Genomic DNA, 13,841 nt, shown 5'->3' with positions numbered 1-13,841 from the left:
AATTGAAGTGCTACTATGATGTGGAAAGATAGTTCCAATCAGATAAGGAGTCGATTATGTATAAGCATATTTTAGTTGCAGTGGATCTTTCCGATGAAAGCGCTTTCTTACTAAAAAAAGCGGTTGGCATTGCCAAGCGCCATGAGGCTAAACTTTCAATTATCCATGTAGATGTGAATTTTTCGGATCTTTATACCGGATTGGTTGATGTCAATATGTCATCTATGCAAGATCGAATTTCAAGTGAAACTCAGAAGGCATTATTAAGCCTCGCAGAAAATGCAAGTTATCCGGTTCAGGAAAAATTGAGTGGTAGTGGTGATTTACGTCAGGTACTGACGGATGCGATTGAGCAGTATGATATTGATTTATTGGTAACAGGTCATCATCAAGATTTTTGGAGTAAATTAATGTCATCAACACGTCAAGTGATGAATACGGTTAAGATTGATATGTTAGTTGTTCCGCTTCGTGATGAATAATAGTATTTGTTTGTTAACAACCTGAAATAAATTTTAACCGCACTTCTTCAGATTGAATGATGAAGTGCGGTTTTATTTTTAAGTTTCAGTGAGTATTTTATGCAAGTATGTTTTATAAAAAGTAATAGGTCGTTTAAATAATAAACAAAGATGGATAATTACTATTAAAAAGCCTTTCTCTAAACTCAAAAAGTATGCAAGAATAATGCGTTTCAGTTTTTAACTTTAAATTATTTGTAACGACAGGTTTGTGATGAAAACAACAGCGGAAATTAGACAATCGTTCCTTGATTTTTTCCATAGTAAGGGACATCAGGTGGTGGCGAGTAGTTCACTTGTTCCTGAAAATGATCCGACATTGCTTTTTACCAATGCTGGAATGAACCAATTTAAAGATGTATTCCTTGGTTTAGATAAACGCCCTTACTCGCGAGCAACAACAGCACAACGTTGCGTTCGAGCAGGTGGAAAACACAATGACTTAGAAAATGTGGGTTATACCGCACGCCATCATACTTTCTTTGAAATGTTGGGTAATTTCAGTTTCGGGGATTATTTCAAGCATGATGCTATTAATTTTGCATGGGAGTTTTTAACTTCTCCTCAGTGGCTCGGTTTACCTAAAGAAAAATTGTGGGTTACCGTATATGAAACGGATAATGAAGCCTATGATATTTGGAATAAAGAAATTGGTGTGCCGGTAGAGCGTATTATCCGAATTGGTGATAATAAAGGGGCACCTTATGCATCTGACAATTTCTGGGCAATGGGAGATACCGGTCCTTGTGGACCATGCACTGAAATTTTCTACGATCATGGTGAGCATATTTGGGGGGGGCCTCCAGGTTCGCCTGAAGAAGATGGCGATCGTTATATTGAAATTTGGAATGTTGTTTTCATGCAATATAATCGCTTGGCAGACGGTACCATGGAGAAATTGCCTCGTCCATCTGTAGATACCGGTATGGGGTTAGAACGTATTTCTGCCGTATTGCAACATGTGAATTCAAATTATGATATTGATATTTTTAAAGCATTAATTGCAAAGGCTGCTGAAATTGTCGGAACAACAGATTTAAGTAATAAATCCTTACGTGTTATTGCCGATCATATTCGCTCTTGCGCTTACTTAATTGCAGACGGAGTAATCCCGTCAAATGAAGGTCGTGGTTATGTATTGCGCCGTATTATTCGTCGTGCGGTACGTCATGGTCATTTACTGGGTGCAAAAGAAGCATTTTTCTATAAACTGGTGCCGACTTTGATTGACGTAATGGCAGAAGCCGGTAGAGATGTTAAAGAAAAACAGGCGAATGTTGAAAAATTATTGCGTTTAGAAGAAGAGCAATTTGCCCGTACATTAGAGCGAGGTTTAACCTTGTTGGATGAGGCGCTTGCAGAAGTTAATAACGGCGTGCTTTCCGGTGAAGTTGCTTTCAAACTTTATGATACCTACGGTTTCCCATTGGATCTTACTGCTGATGTTTGTCGTGAACGTAATATTGCTATTGATGAAGAAGGTTTTGAGAGAGAAATGGAAGTACAACGCTCTCGAGCGCAAGCGGCAAGTCAATTTGGGGTAGATTACAACAATGTTATTCGTGTTGAAGGTGAAACTAAATTTGAAGGCTATACGGAATCGGAATCCTTAGCAAAAATTACCGCACTTTTCTATGAGGGGCAATTGGTAGAACAAATTTCCGCTGGGCAAAGTGCGGTTGTGATACTAGAAAACACACCATTCTATGCTGAATCGGGTGGTCAAATCGGTGATAGTGGTCATTTACTGGCACAAGGTATCACCTTTAACGTAAAAGATACACAAAAATATGGCCAGGTATTTGGTCATATTGGTGAGCTGGAACAAGGTACACTCACGGTTGGTCAAATAGTAAATGCAGTGGTTGATATTGAGCGTCGTCATCAAACCTCTCTTAATCATTCTGCAACACATTTATTACATGCTGCACTACGCAAATTGCTCGGTACCCACGTTGTCCAAAAAGGGTCTCTGGTTTCAGAAAAAGCATTACGTTTTGATTTTTCACACCCAGAAGCAATCAGCAAAGATCAGATTGCGGAAATAGAGCGTCTTGTAAACCAAAAAATACGTCAAAATTTCCTGATTCAAACGGATATTATGGAGATTGAAGCCGCAAAAGCGAAAGGCGCAATGGCATTATTTGGTGAGAAGTATGCAGAGCAGGTTCGTGTCTTAACAATGGGAGATTTCTCCATTGAACTATGTGGGGGAATTCATGCAAAACGAACCGGTGATATCGGTTTATTTAAAATTACCTCTGAAACTGCTGTTGCTGCGGGTATTCGCCGTATTGAAGCGGTAACCGGTGAAAATGCCATAAATTGGATTTTAGACCAACAATGTATTTTGAACCAAAGTGCAGAATTATTGAAGTCAGATGTTAATACCCTTGCGGATAAAATTCAACAGCTTCAAGATAAAGCGAAGAAAGCTGAGAAAGAACTGCAAAGTCTGAAAGAGAAGGCAGCTATGAAAGCGGGTTCGGATTTAGTAAAAAGTGCGGTCAAAATTAACGATGTTTCAGTGATTATGCATCAATTAGATGGTATTGAAACAAAATCGCTACGTGTCATGGTTGATGACCTCAAAAATCAACTTGGCTCAGGTGTTATTGTATTTGCATCTGTTTTAGATGAAAAAGTCAACCTCGTCGTTGGCGTGACAAGCGATTTAACCACTAAAGTTAAAGCTGGTGAGCTTGTGAATTTTATGGCTCAACAGGTTGGTGGTAAAGGCGGTGGTCGCCCGGATATGGCAATGGCAGGCGGCTCCCAACCGGAAAATGTGGCACAAGCATTAGTGGTGGCACAGAACTGGTTAAACGAAAATCTGTAGTACAAGCCTTGGTTGGTGGGATTGCCAACCTTTCCTTGATTGATAGGGATATCTAATAAATGCAAACTAAGGAGATAAAAGATGTTAATCTTAACTCGTAAAGTTGGCGAAAGTGTACTTATTGGAGATGATATTTCTATCACGGTTTTGAGTGTACGTGGAAACCAAGTAAAGCTCGGTGTTCAAGCGCCTAAAGAAGTATCAGTTCACCGAGAAGAAATTTACCAACGAATTAAGCAGACGCAAGATGAATCTTCAAATGATTCACCTTGATGATTCAAAAATTTAACGGATTTGTAAAGTATGAAAGCGATTATTCCTGTTGCCGGTTTAGGCACACGTATGTTACCTGCTACGAAGGCGATTCCAAAAGAAATGCTCACGTTGGTAGATAAACCTCTGATTCAATACGTGGTAAATGAATGTGTAGCTGCAGGCATTAAAGATATTGTGCTTGTGACCCATTCATCAAAGAATGCTATCGAGAACCACTTTGATACCTCTTTTGAGCTTGAGACGATGTTAGAAAAGCGTGTTAAACGTCAGCTTCTCGAAGAAGTGCGCTCTATTTGTCCAAAAGATGTGACGATTATGCACGTGCGTCAAGGTAATGCGAAGGGGTTGGGACATGCAGTGCTATGTGGGCGTCCAATTGTGGGAAATGAACCTTTTGCTGTGGTCTTACCCGATGTATTACTTGCTGATTTTAGTGCGGATCAATCCAAAGAGAATTTATCAGCCATGATCAAGCGTTTCAATGAAACTCAAGCAAGCCAAATAATGGTTGTTCCTGTCGCTCAAGAGGACGTGAGTAACTATGGTGTAGCTGATTGTGGTGGTATGGCTTTACATGGCGGTGAAAGTATTAAAATTAATAACATCGTTGAAAAGCCTTCAGTTGAGAATGCTCCATCAAACCTTGCAGTTGTTGGGCGTTATGTTTTTTCTGCAGCTATTTGGGATTTATTGGAAAGAACTCCTATAGGGGTTGGTGATGAAATTCAATTAACTGATGCGATTGATATGCTCATTGAAAAAGAAACTGTAGAGGCTTTCCATATGACTGGTGATACTTTTGATTGTGGTGACAAAATTGGCTATATGCAAGCATTTGTTGAATACGGTATTCGTCATAATAAATTAGGTGAAGATTTTAAGGTATTTATTAAAAACCTTGCGAAAAGGTTGTAGATTGAGGAGGGGAGTAAGTCCTCCTTTTGATACAGGATGGTTTGTTACACCATATTAAATAATATAAACCCCATTTATTATAATGGGGTTTATCGTACTGAAAATGAATATCATATTGTGTCAGTACTGGCTAAATATAATTTGAAAGGTAGACTCATTTATTTTTGCGTTTTGCTCGGGGGTGAGCTTGGTCGTAAGCTTCGGTGAGACGTTGGAAGTTAAGGTGGGTGTAAATTTGTGTAGTGGAAAGATTACTATGTCCCAACAACTCTTGTACCGCCCGAAGATCTGAGCTTGCTTCCAACATGTGTGTGGCAAAAGAATGGCGGAGCTTATGTGGGGTTAAATGGTTGTTTAACCCTTGACGGATTCCCCAAGTTTCTAAACGTTTCTGAATAGAGCGATGAGAAATACGGTTTCCCAGTTGGCTCACAAACAGCGCATCATCTTTTGGATTAAATAGTAACCGCACTTTGAGCCATTCTTGGATAGCATGAGAGGCGTAGCGACCAAAAGGCACGATACGCTCTTTGTTGCCCTTCCCAAGTACTCTAACTTCACGGGTACGAGTATTAATACTCGTTAAGTTTAACCCTTGTAGTTCAGACAGGCGTAAGCCTGAGCTATACATTAATTCTAAAATAGCGCGATCACGAATATCAATAGGCTCTTTGCTATCGTTGGCAAGTAGCTGCTGAATTTGTTCTCCGTCAATGTTTTTAGGTAAATGTTTTCCCTGTCTAGGGGGAGAGATTCCTATAGCAGGGTTTGCTTTTAATTGCCCTTGTTGAACTAAATATCCGAGAAACATTCTTAGGGCGGATAAACGTAGAGCCAGACTTTTTTCTTTCAACCCTTCTTTTTTACTTTGCGCCAAAATAAAACGTACTACACTCGGTGTGATATGTTCCCATTGATTTATGTCTTGCTTGGCAAGCAATGTGACGATAGCCTCTAGTTGGTGTTTGTAATTAGAGAGAGTATGAGGGCTGACCTGACGTTCAATACGTAAATAATCCCAGTAAGATTGTAATTCGGTATACATCATAAACTCAGCTCAAATAGGCTTTTCTTTGGGTTTAATTTAAAGCCTTCGTATTCAAGTAACTCATGCTGCGCTGGCTCTAATTCAGTGACTAAGCGATTTGATTGAGTATAAAGTACAAATTCTTTGGCTTTGGAAATTAATGCGGTATAAATCTCGGTTTTCTGAGTATTGTTAATGACATAAATATCAGTGAGTTGCCAGTAACGTTGTAGTTGGAGTGATGATAGGCGAGGATAAAGTTGAATAAATCCAACAGCTTCATCTTGTGAATTAATGGCAATAAAAAAGAGGCTTTCATTAAAGCGAATGCGATTAGTGAGGAAGGTTAAACTGCGGTCAGGATTTTCTGTCATTCCATTACTAAGACGGTAATGTTCAAAAAGAGGCAAAAGCACCTCAATATTCCACTGCTCGGCCTTGAAAATCTTCATATTAATAAAATTGGCTATTTTTTATTTGAACTATACAGTGAATTGTAGCTTTTTCACATTGAAGAATCACGTACTCAGGAAAAAAATTTTTAAGATTTGTGATTTTGAACAAAGAATCAAGGTGAAAATTTGGTATAGTAAGCAAGTCTATTAACTAATATGGAGAAATAAAAATGGCACGTCGTCCTTTAGTCATGGGTAACTGGAAATTGAATGGTGACAAAAGCTTTACTAAGGAATTGATTGAAAATTTAAAATCAGAGCTAGTAGGTGTGAACGGTTGTGATGTTGCAATTGCCCCTCCAGTAATGTATTTAGCGGAAGCTGAAACCTCTCTAATTGGTAGCCAAATTGTACTTGGTGCACAAAATGTCGATGTGAATGTGAAAGGCGCATTTACTGGTGATATTTCAACGGAAATGTTAAAAGATTTTGGCGCAAAATATATTATTATTGGTCATTCTGAGCGTCGCACTTATCACAAAGAAAGCGACGAGTTTATTGCGAAAAAATTTGCCGCATTAAAAGAAGCTGGTTTAGTCCCTGTATTATGTATTGGTGAATCAGAAGCTGAAAATGAAGCAGGTAAAACTGAAGAAGTGTGTGCTCGTCAAATTGATGCCGTCATTAATGCATTAGGCGTGGAAGCGTTTAATGGTGCGGTGATTGCTTATGAACCAATTTGGGCAATCGGTACTGGCAAGTCGGCTACTCCTGAACAGGCACAATCTGTTCATGCCTTTATTCGCGGTCATATTGCTACCAAATCTCAAGCGGTGGCTGATCAAGTGATCATTCAATATGGTGGCTCTGTAAATGATGCGAACGCAGCGGAATTATTTACCCAACCAGATATTGATGGTGCATTAGTAGGTGGTGCATCTCTTAAAGCGCCTGCATTTGCTGTGATCGTGAAAGCGGCTGAGGCAGCGAAAAATTATTAAATCATTATTATGTAGCAAACTCACAAAGAGGAAAATATGGAGCTACTGTGTAGCTATCCCTACTTGGTAAATAAAACACAAGTTTGTGCGATTGTTACGTTAGAAATAACAACCCGTACGTAAAACGTGCGGGTTTAGGCTTTCCTCAAGGGGTTGCGAAATTTAATGCACTCCTTGATTATCGTTGGTAGATTATCCTGAATCGTATCCTCTTTTTCTTGATTCCTTATATATTCCTCTATCATCTTTTACTTAAGCTAGCTGTACTCATAACCAGCTGTGCTCACTAAAATTCTTTTGTCCAAAAGTGACGATTTCTTTTAAGTTAGCCATGTCTTTCGAATATTATTAGTGCTTATGGGGTAGTGACAATATTTGCATAAAGAAAAAATTTGGGTCGAAAAAATTGGCTTGAGGCTTGTGTGGTGGGGATTGGGCGGTTTTGGTGGGGAATTTTATGCAAAAAATGAAAATGGTGGGGATTGGTTGAAAATGGGCGGAAATTGGTTTTTTATTTGCATAAAAATTGGCGGTGTTTAGGTGGTTTTTAAACAGTTTTTAAAATGCGTTTTAAGGGGCTTTAAATTGTGAATGGTAGGCTGGGTTATCCAGCCTTTTTTATTGGTTTTAAATCGCTGTAATAGCTAAAAATCACGGTAGCTACGCACTACTTGCCCGATAATGATTAAGCTGTTGGCTTCTTCGGTATCCAGTTTTAATGGGCGATATGACGGATTGTCGCTGATAAGCTCTACACCGTTATAAGTGAACTGCACTTTTTTCACTAACATTGCTCTGTTGTGATTTAGTACGAATATTTTCCCTTCGATTAATTCGTGTTTTGATCGGTCTACAATAATTTCTTCGCCGTCTTTCAATGTTGGGTACATACTGTAGCTATCAATAAAGGACTACACAGTAGGTATTTTTTACTGTGTAGTTACAGATACTTTTTATAACGGTACACAGAACGAAAAAAAACAAATAAAATTAATTAGTTATAAAATTTTATAACTTTTTTTAGATTTTTGTTTTATGTAGTCCAACTGTTCTTTTTCTGTGTATTCGGCTAGCCGCATCTTGGTGATGAAATAATCGCAACACATTTTGGCTGTTTTAGATATTAATTGCTTACCTTGATTATCACTCCTTCTAAAATTTGCCAATAAATCTATTTCATCCATAGTGAGCAAAACAGGGCTTACAGCATCGGAAGGCTTAATTAATGAGGGGGAAATTTTTATAGGATACTCATCCATATCTATCTCAGTTGTTTTAATTGCATTCACTAACTCTTCATGTTGAACTTTATTCGGATCTCTAACCCCAAATAATATGTAATTGATATCCAACTTTAAATCCGGATGTTTAAGTTCTGATAATCTTAAAGCCTCTTCTGGAAACACTCCTCTACGCTTTCTTTCTGCAAAAGCACTTTTTGACATTCCCAAAAATTCAGCCACATCTTTATCCATTGTTACGGATAGTTCAGTTTTTAATCGATTAACAACATCTGTGAAATTTTTCATAAAAAACCTCTTGAAAATCATAAAATCCATATATATTATGAACTCAGCAAATAATAATGAACTATATGAATTGATATTAAAAAATATCATTATTTTAGTTCAAAATGTGTTTTTAGTCCATAAAAAAGGTGATTTATGCAAAAGAAAACTCGTGATGAAGTGCTGATTTATCTTTTAGACAGCATATAAAACCTGAGACTGATAGTTAGGGAGGATTTAATAGTTGGATATGGCCGACATTGAGTGAGTCTGCACAATTAAAAAGCCAATAGCTACAAGCTATTGGCCTTATTCTTATATCTTGTGAATTAAGCGATAACCGCTTTTTCAACAACGCGAACTAATGTCCAAGATTTGGTTTTTGATAGAGGGCGACATTCGCGAATCTCTACAGTATCACCAACTTTGGCTTCATTGTTTTCATCGTGTACATGTAATTTTGTTGTACGACGGATAAATTTACCGTATAACGGGTGTTTTACCTTACGTTCAATCGCAACAACGAAAGATTTTTCCATTTTGTCGCTAACAACTTTACCTTGTACGCTACGAATTTTATCAGTCATTACTCACCCGCCTTTTCGGTTAATACAGTTTTTACACGTGCAATATCACGACGCACTTGTTTAGCCTGATGGGTTTGTTGAAGCTGACCGGTGGCTGTTTGCATACGCAATTTGAATTGTTCACCTAGAAGGTTTAATAATTCAGCATTCAGCTCTTCAACACTTTTTGTACGTAAATCTTGAGCTTTCATTACATCACCGTCTTAGTTACGAAGGTAGTCTTAACCGGCAATTTCGCCGCAGCTAATGCAAATGCATTTCTTGCCACTTCTTCAGACACACCATCCATTTCATAAAGCACTTTACCCGGTTGGATCAAGGCTACCCAGTATTCAACGTTACCTTTACCTTTACCCATACGGACTTCTAATGGTTTTTCAGTAATTGGTTTATCTGGGAATACTCGAATCCAGATTTTACCTTGACGTTTTACCGCACGAGACATCGCACGACGTGCCGCTTCGATTTGACGAGCGGTTAAACGACAACGACCAACAGCTTTTAAACCGTAAGTACCGAAGCTCACTTCAGTACCATTTGCGATACCACGGTTGCGGCCTTTGTGAACTTTACGGAATTTTGTACGTTTTGGTTGCAACATTTAGCGTTTCTCCTTACTTACGACCTTTACCGCGAGGCGCTCTTTTAGGCTTGTCGGCAGGTTGTTGTTCTGATTGCGCAACGGCAGCCATTCCACCAAGAATTTCACCTTTGAAGATCCACACTTTTACGCCGATTACGCCGTAAGTTGTGTGTGCTTCTGCAGTGTTATAATCGATGTCTGCACGAAGAGTATGGAGAGGTACACGACCTTCACGATACCATTCTGAACGTGCAATTTCTGCACCACCTAAACGACCGCTAACCTCAACTTTGATACCTTTCGCACCTAAACGCATTGCGCTTTGTACCGCACGTTTCATTGCACGGCGGAACATTACACGACGTTCTAATTGAGAAGCGATGCTTTCTGCAACTAATTTCGCATCTAATTCAGGTTTTTTCACTTCAGCGATGTTAATTTGAGCCGGAACGCCAGCAATTTTAGAGACTGCGTTACGTAATTTTTCAACATCTTCGCCTTTTTTACCGATTACGATACCAGGACGAGCTGTGTGAATAGTGACACGAATACTTTTAGCCGGACGCTCAATAGTAATACGTGAAACTGAAGCATTTGCTAATTCTTTATTTAAGAATTGACGTACTTTGAAATCGCCTTCAAGATTGTCAGCGAAGTCTTTTGTATTCGCGAACCAAGTAGAGCTCCAAGGTTTTACAATACCTAGGCGAATACCATGTGGATGTACTTTTTGACCCATTGCTATTCTCCTACTGATTAACGATCTGACACAACCACAGTGATGTGGCTAGTACGTTTTAAAATACGATCTGCACGACCTTTAGCACGTGGCATAACACGTTTCATGCTAGGACCTTCATCTACGAAGATTTTAGCAACTTTAAGATCATCAATATCTGCACCATCATTGTGCTCTGCGTTTGCAATAGCTGACTCTAAAACTTTCTTCACTAAAGACGCAGCTTTTTTGTTTGTGAAAGTTAAGATTTCTAATGCTTGCGCAACTTTTTTACCACGAATTAAATCGGCAACTAAGCGAGCTTTTTGGGCAGAAGTGCGAGCGTAACGATGTTTTGCGATAGTTTCCATCTCTTTACCTCTTATTTCTTAGCTTTCTTATCTGCCGCGTGACCGCGGTATGTACGAGTCGGTGCAAATTCACCTAATTTATGACCGATCATTTCATCAGATACATAAACTGGAACGTGCTGACGACCATTATGGACTGCGATGGTCAATCCGATCATTGATGGAATGATCATTGAACGACGGGACCAAGTTTTGATTGGTTTTTTATCCCCGCTTTCCACCGCCTTCTCTACCTTCTTCAACAAGTGTAGGTCAAGGAAAGGACCTTTCTTGAGAGAACGTGGCATGGCTAATCCTCTTTAATTTAATCTATTATTTGCCACGACGACGTACGATATATTTATCAGTACGTTTGTTGTGACGAGTTTTCTTACCTTTGGTTTGAACGCCCCATGGAGTAACAGGGTGTTTACCAAAGTTACGGCCTTCACCACCACCGTGTGGGTGGTCAACTGGGTTCATTGCAGTACCACGAACTGTCGGGCGAATACCTCTCCAACGGTTAGCACCGGCTTTACCCAATACGCGAAGCATATGTTCTGAGTTACCAACTTCACCAATTGTCGCAACACATTCCGCTAATACTTTACGCATTTCGCCTGAGCGTAAACGTAAAGTCACATAGTTTCCTTCACGTGCGATAATTTGTACATACGCACCAGCAGAACGAGCAATTTGACCACCTTTACCAGGTTTTAATTCAACGTTATGTACAGTTGAACCTACAGGGATATTACGCATTGGTAACGCATTACCCACTTTAATCGGTGAATTTACACCGGCTTGGATTTGATCGCCTACTGACAAGCCTTTCGGTGCTAAAATATAACGACGTTCACCGTCTTTATAAAGCACTAAAGCGATGTTAGCGGAGCGGTTTGGATCATATTCTAAGCGCTCAACAACCGCTGGGATATCTAACTTGTTACGTTTGAAATCGATTAAACGGTAGTGTTGTTTATGACCGCCACCAATGTGACGAGTTGTAATACGACCATAGTTGTTACGACCACCGGTTTTAGATTTAGTATCTAGTAATGGTGCGTAAGGTTTACCCTTGTGTAATTCAGGGTTCACGATTTTAACAACGTGACGACGACCAGCGGAGGTCGGCTTACATTTTACGATAGCCATTCTCTATTTTCCTCCGATTACTCTGCACTGTCCACGAAGTCCAAATTTTGGCCTTCAGCTAAAGTTACATAAGCTTTTTTCCAGTCGCTGCGACGACCCATTTTAGTACCACGGCGTTTAGTTTTACCTTTAACAACCACAGTACGAACAGAATCTACTTTTACCTCAAATAATTGAGCAACAGCAGCAGCAATTTCAGCTTTGTTCGCATCTAAAGCAACTTTAAGTACAACAGTGTTAGATTTTTCAGCATTGTTAGTTGCTTTTTCAGAGATATGCGGTGCACGAAGCACGCTCAGCAAACGTTCTTGACTCATGCTAAAATCTCCTCAATTTGTTTCACAGCATCAACAGTAACAATCACTTTATCAAAAGCAATTAAGCTTACCGGATCGATACCTTGTACATCACGTACGTCAACTTTATATAAGTTACGTGCGGCTAAGAATAGATTTTCATCTAAACTCGCTGTGATAATTAACGCATCTTCAACTGCTAAATCTTTTAATTTTTGTACTAAAACTTTAGTTTTTGGTGCATCAATTTCAAATTTTTCAACAACCATTAAACGGTCTTGACGAACTAATTCAGAAAGAATGCTTTTAATTGCACCACGGTACATTTTTTTGTTCACTTTTTGGCTGTGATCTTGTGGTTTTGCCGCAAAGGTTGTACCACCAGAACGCCAAATTGGAGATTTAATATCACCAACACGAGCACGACCTGTACCTTTTTGACGCCAAGGTTTTTTACCTGAGCCAGACACTTCAGCACGAGTTTTTTGAGCACGAGTACCTTGACGCGCACCTGCTGCATAAGCAACAACAACTTGGTGGATCAATGCTTCGTTAAACTCACGTCCGAAGGTAGTTTCAGAAACAGTGAGTGCATTTGCACCTACAACTTGTAATTCCATCTCTATCTCCTAGACTTATGCTTTAACTGCCGGCTTAACGATAACATCGCCATTGATAGCACCAGGTACAGAACCTTTTACTAATAGCAATTTACGCTCAGCATCTACACGAACAACTTCAAGTGATTGAACGGTTACACGCTCAGCACCTAAATGTCCTGCCATTTTTTTACCTTTAAACACACGACCCGGAGTTTGGTTTTGACCAATAGAACCAAGAACACGATGTGATAAAGAGTTACCGTGGGTAGCATCTTGAGTACGGAAATTCCAACGTTTAACACCACCTTGGAAACCTTTACCTTTAGAAGTACCGGTAACATCCACTTTTTTAACATCTGCAAAGATGTCAACATTGATTTCTTGACCTAAAGTGAATTCTTCACCTTCAGTACGGAATTCCCATAAACCGCGACCAGCTTCAACACCTGCTTTCACGAAATGACCTGCTTCAGGCTTAGTTACACGATTCGCTTTTTTAGAACCAGTAGTAACTTGAATTGCAGTATAGCCATCGTTTTCAAGAGTTTTAACTTGAGTTACGCGGTTGGCTTCGATTTCGATAACGGTAACTGGTACTGACACACCGTCTTCATTGAAGATACGGGTCATACCAACTTTACGACCGACTAAACCAATCATTGTAATAACCTCTTAATTAACCTAGGCTGATCTGCACGTCAACGCCGGCAGCCAAATCTAAACGCATTAATGCATCAACAGTTTTTTCTGTTGGCTCTACGATATCTACTAAACGTTTGTGAGTACGAATTTCGTATTGGTCACGAGCATCTTTGTTCACGTGTGGAGAAATCAACACGGTGAAACGTTCTTTACGAGTTGGTAAAGGAATCGGACCACGAACTTGCGCACCGGTACGTTTAGCTGTTTCTACGATCTCCGCAGTAGATTGGTCGATCAAACGGTGATCGAACGCTTTTAAGCGGATACGGATTCTTTGGTTCTGCATTAGACCAGAGCTCCAATAAAATTTAGCTAATAAAAAAACTAACACCAATCACAATTCTAACTTCAACATAGAAAAGGAGG

At 39.4% G+C, this 13,841-nt stretch carries 21 protein-coding genes and 1 pseudogene; 6 read left to right on the top strand and 16 right to left on the bottom strand.

All coding sequences use genetic code 11. The features are described from left to right. Positions 1-56 precede the first annotated feature (56 nt). The 4 genes from uspA to galU all read left to right on the top strand — a co-directional run bounded on the left by uspA (position 57) and on the right by galU (position 4,551). Positions 57-482, top strand: coding sequence for a universal stress protein UspA (gene uspA, locus E4T92_RS05035; RefSeq protein WP_077542573.1), 426 nt, complete (start codon positions 57-59; stop codon positions 480-482). Positions 483-735: 253 nt separating this feature from the next. Then, positions 736-3,360, top strand: coding sequence for an alanine--tRNA ligase (gene alaS, locus E4T92_RS05030; protein WP_135093712.1), 2,625 nt, complete (start codon positions 736-738; stop codon positions 3,358-3,360). An 81-nt stretch (positions 3,361-3,441) separates the two neighbouring features. Continuing rightward, positions 3,442-3,633: a carbon storage regulator CsrA gene (gene csrA / locus E4T92_RS05025; RefSeq protein ID WP_077414339.1), complete on the top strand. Its 192-nt coding sequence runs from the start codon at positions 3,442-3,444 to the stop codon at positions 3,631-3,633. Between the two features lie 30 nt (positions 3,634-3,663). Next, positions 3,664-4,551 (top strand): UTP--glucose-1-phosphate uridylyltransferase GalU, encoded by an 888-nt coding sequence (gene galU, locus E4T92_RS05020; protein ID WP_135093676.1) that lies wholly within the window; start codon positions 3,664-3,666, stop codon positions 4,549-4,551. A 154-nt stretch (positions 4,552-4,705) separates the two neighbouring features. Here the strand turns inward: galU and xerC are convergent, their stop codons facing one another. Further along, positions 4,706-5,596, bottom strand: coding sequence for a tyrosine recombinase XerC (gene xerC, locus E4T92_RS05015; RefSeq protein WP_135093711.1), 891 nt, complete (start codon positions 5,594-5,596; stop codon positions 4,706-4,708). Then, positions 5,596-6,030: a GNAT family N-acetyltransferase gene (locus E4T92_RS05010; protein ID WP_135093675.1), complete on the bottom strand. Its 435-nt coding sequence runs from the start codon at positions 6,028-6,030 to the stop codon at positions 5,596-5,598. The genes xerC and E4T92_RS05010 overlap by 1 nt, the downstream gene beginning before the upstream one ends. A gap of 173 nt (positions 6,031-6,203) precedes the next feature. Between E4T92_RS05010 and tpiA the strand changes: the two genes are divergently transcribed. Continuing rightward, complete coding sequence (gene tpiA / locus E4T92_RS05005) at positions 6,204-6,974, top strand: triose-phosphate isomerase (RefSeq protein WP_135093674.1); 771 nt, start codon at positions 6,204-6,206, stop codon at positions 6,972-6,974. A 134-nt stretch (positions 6,975-7,108) separates the two neighbouring features. Here the strand turns inward: tpiA and E4T92_RS11210 are convergent. After that, positions 7,109-7,329, bottom strand: a pseudogene (locus tag E4T92_RS11210) (IS200/IS605 family transposase); the annotation flags it as partial. A gap of 20 nt (positions 7,330-7,349) precedes the next feature. Here E4T92_RS11210 and E4T92_RS11065 point away from each other — a divergent pair. Further along, a complete protein-coding gene (locus E4T92_RS11065; RefSeq protein WP_167754009.1) occupies positions 7,350-7,514 on the top strand; it encodes a hypothetical protein in 165 nt (54 codons plus the stop codon). Between the two features lie 104 nt (positions 7,515-7,618). On the opposite strand, the gene E4T92_RS05000 is transcribed toward E4T92_RS11065, so the two are convergent. The 13 genes from E4T92_RS05000 to rpsJ form a co-directional block, all read right to left on the bottom strand. Next, positions 7,619-7,864, bottom strand: a complete 246-nt coding sequence (locus E4T92_RS05000; protein WP_228063553.1) for a S24 family peptidase — start codon at positions 7,862-7,864, stop codon at positions 7,619-7,621. A gap of 108 nt (positions 7,865-7,972) precedes the next feature. After that, positions 7,973-8,503 carry a helix-turn-helix domain-containing protein gene (locus E4T92_RS04995; protein ID WP_077658350.1) on the bottom strand — a complete coding sequence of 177 codons (531 nt, stop codon included), beginning with the start codon at positions 8,501-8,503 and terminating at the stop codon, positions 7,973-7,975. Between the two features lie 308 nt (positions 8,504-8,811). Beyond that, entirely contained in the window at positions 8,812-9,069 is a 258-nt protein-coding gene (rpsQ, locus tag E4T92_RS04990; RefSeq protein WP_005625886.1) for a 30S ribosomal protein S17, read from the bottom strand. Then, entirely contained in the window at positions 9,069-9,260 is a 192-nt protein-coding gene (gene rpmC / locus E4T92_RS04985; protein ID WP_018356233.1) for a 50S ribosomal protein L29, read from the bottom strand. The genes rpsQ and rpmC overlap by 1 nt, the downstream gene beginning before the upstream one ends. Continuing rightward, positions 9,260-9,670, bottom strand: coding sequence for a 50S ribosomal protein L16 (gene rplP, locus E4T92_RS04980; protein WP_018356232.1), 411 nt, complete (start codon positions 9,668-9,670; stop codon positions 9,260-9,262). Before rplP ends, rpmC begins: the two co-directional genes overlap by 1 nt. Before the next feature lie 13 nt (positions 9,671-9,683). After that, positions 9,684-10,391: a 30S ribosomal protein S3 gene (gene rpsC / locus E4T92_RS04975; RefSeq protein WP_077542566.1), complete on the bottom strand. Its 708-nt coding sequence runs from the start codon at positions 10,389-10,391 to the stop codon at positions 9,684-9,686. 17 nt (positions 10,392-10,408) lie between these two features. Then, a complete protein-coding gene (gene rplV / locus E4T92_RS04970) occupies positions 10,409-10,741 on the bottom strand; it encodes a 50S ribosomal protein L22 (RefSeq protein ID WP_018356230.1) in 333 nt (110 codons plus the stop codon). Positions 10,742-10,752: 11 nt separating this feature from the next. Then, positions 10,753-11,028 (bottom strand): 30S ribosomal protein S19, encoded by a 276-nt coding sequence (gene rpsS, locus E4T92_RS04965; RefSeq protein WP_005539416.1) that lies wholly within the window; start codon positions 11,026-11,028, stop codon positions 10,753-10,755. A gap of 25 nt (positions 11,029-11,053) precedes the next feature. After that, positions 11,054-11,875, bottom strand: coding sequence for a 50S ribosomal protein L2 (gene rplB / locus E4T92_RS04960; RefSeq protein ID WP_077426744.1), 822 nt, complete (start codon positions 11,873-11,875; stop codon positions 11,054-11,056). A 17-nt stretch (positions 11,876-11,892) separates the two neighbouring features. Continuing rightward, positions 11,893-12,192, bottom strand: coding sequence for a 50S ribosomal protein L23 (rplW, locus tag E4T92_RS04955; protein ID WP_018356228.1), 300 nt, complete (start codon positions 12,190-12,192; stop codon positions 11,893-11,895). Then, complete coding sequence (rplD, locus tag E4T92_RS04950; protein WP_077436054.1) at positions 12,189-12,791, bottom strand: 50S ribosomal protein L4; 603 nt, start codon at positions 12,789-12,791, stop codon at positions 12,189-12,191. The genes rplW and rplD overlap by 4 nt, the downstream gene beginning before the upstream one ends. Before the next feature lie 15 nt (positions 12,792-12,806). Next, on the bottom strand, positions 12,807-13,433 hold the full coding sequence (gene rplC, locus E4T92_RS04945; protein ID WP_018356226.1) for a 50S ribosomal protein L3: 627 nt from the start codon (positions 13,431-13,433) through the stop codon (positions 12,807-12,809). A gap of 16 nt (positions 13,434-13,449) precedes the next feature. After that, positions 13,450-13,761, bottom strand: coding sequence for a 30S ribosomal protein S10 (gene rpsJ / locus E4T92_RS04940; RefSeq protein ID WP_001181005.1), 312 nt, complete (start codon positions 13,759-13,761; stop codon positions 13,450-13,452). Positions 13,762-13,841: the final 80 nt, after the last annotated feature.

Origin of the sequence: Pasteurella sp. WM03 (assembly GCF_004570945.1) — a bacterium.
Classification (GTDB): domain Bacteria; phylum Pseudomonadota; class Gammaproteobacteria; order Enterobacterales; family Pasteurellaceae; genus Rodentibacter.
This window is presented reverse-complemented; position numbering and strand designations above follow the sequence as displayed.

What these genes read in the sequence shown, in the direction of transcription:
- uspA (WP_077542573.1), top strand. Translation starts at nt 57, where the DNA reads ATGTATAAGCATATTTTAGTTGCAGTGGATCTTTCCGATGAAAGCGCT.
- alaS (WP_135093712.1), top strand. Translation starts at nt 736, where the DNA reads ATGAAAACAACAGCGGAAATTAGACAATCGTTCCTTGATTTTTTCCAT.
- csrA (WP_077414339.1), top strand. Translation starts at nt 3,442, where the DNA reads ATGTTAATCTTAACTCGTAAAGTTGGCGAAAGTGTACTTATTGGAGAT.
- galU (WP_135093676.1), top strand. Translation starts at nt 3,664, where the DNA reads ATGAAAGCGATTATTCCTGTTGCCGGTTTAGGCACACGTATGTTACCT.
- xerC (WP_135093711.1), bottom strand. Translation starts at nt 5,596, where the DNA reads ATGTATACCGAATTACAATCTTACTGGGATTATTTACGTATTGAACGT.
- E4T92_RS05010 (WP_135093675.1), bottom strand. Translation starts at nt 6,030, where the DNA reads ATGAAGATTTTCAAGGCCGAGCAGTGGAATATTGAGGTGCTTTTGCCT.
- tpiA (WP_135093674.1), top strand. Translation starts at nt 6,204, where the DNA reads ATGGCACGTCGTCCTTTAGTCATGGGTAACTGGAAATTGAATGGTGAC.
- E4T92_RS05000 (WP_228063553.1), bottom strand. Translation starts at nt 7,864, where the DNA reads ATGTACCCAACATTGAAAGACGGCGAAGAAATTATTGTAGACCGATCA.
- E4T92_RS04995 (WP_077658350.1), bottom strand. Translation starts at nt 8,503, where the DNA reads ATGAAAAATTTCACAGATGTTGTTAATCGATTAAAAACTGAACTATCC.
- rpsQ (WP_005625886.1), bottom strand. Translation starts at nt 9,069, where the DNA reads ATGACTGATAAAATTCGTAGCGTACAAGGTAAAGTTGTTAGCGACAAA.
- rpmC (WP_018356233.1), bottom strand. Translation starts at nt 9,260, where the DNA reads ATGAAAGCTCAAGATTTACGTACAAAAAGTGTTGAAGAGCTGAATGCT.
- rplP (WP_018356232.1), bottom strand. Translation starts at nt 9,670, where the DNA reads ATGTTGCAACCAAAACGTACAAAATTCCGTAAAGTTCACAAAGGCCGC.
- rpsC (WP_077542566.1), bottom strand. Translation starts at nt 10,391, where the DNA reads ATGGGTCAAAAAGTACATCCACATGGTATTCGCCTAGGTATTGTAAAA.
- rplV (WP_018356230.1), bottom strand. Translation starts at nt 10,741, where the DNA reads ATGGAAACTATCGCAAAACATCGTTACGCTCGCACTTCTGCCCAAAAA.
- rpsS (WP_005539416.1), bottom strand. Translation starts at nt 11,028, where the DNA reads ATGCCACGTTCTCTCAAGAAAGGTCCTTTCCTTGACCTACACTTGTTG.
- rplB (WP_077426744.1), bottom strand. Translation starts at nt 11,875, where the DNA reads ATGGCTATCGTAAAATGTAAGCCGACCTCCGCTGGTCGTCGTCACGTT.
- rplW (WP_018356228.1), bottom strand. Translation starts at nt 12,192, where the DNA reads ATGAGTCAAGAACGTTTGCTGAGCGTGCTTCGTGCACCGCATATCTCT.
- rplD (WP_077436054.1), bottom strand. Translation starts at nt 12,791, where the DNA reads ATGGAATTACAAGTTGTAGGTGCAAATGCACTCACTGTTTCTGAAACT.
- rplC (WP_018356226.1), bottom strand. Translation starts at nt 13,433, where the DNA reads ATGATTGGTTTAGTCGGTCGTAAAGTTGGTATGACCCGTATCTTCAAT.
- rpsJ (WP_001181005.1), bottom strand. Translation starts at nt 13,761, where the DNA reads ATGCAGAACCAAAGAATCCGTATCCGCTTAAAAGCGTTCGATCACCGT.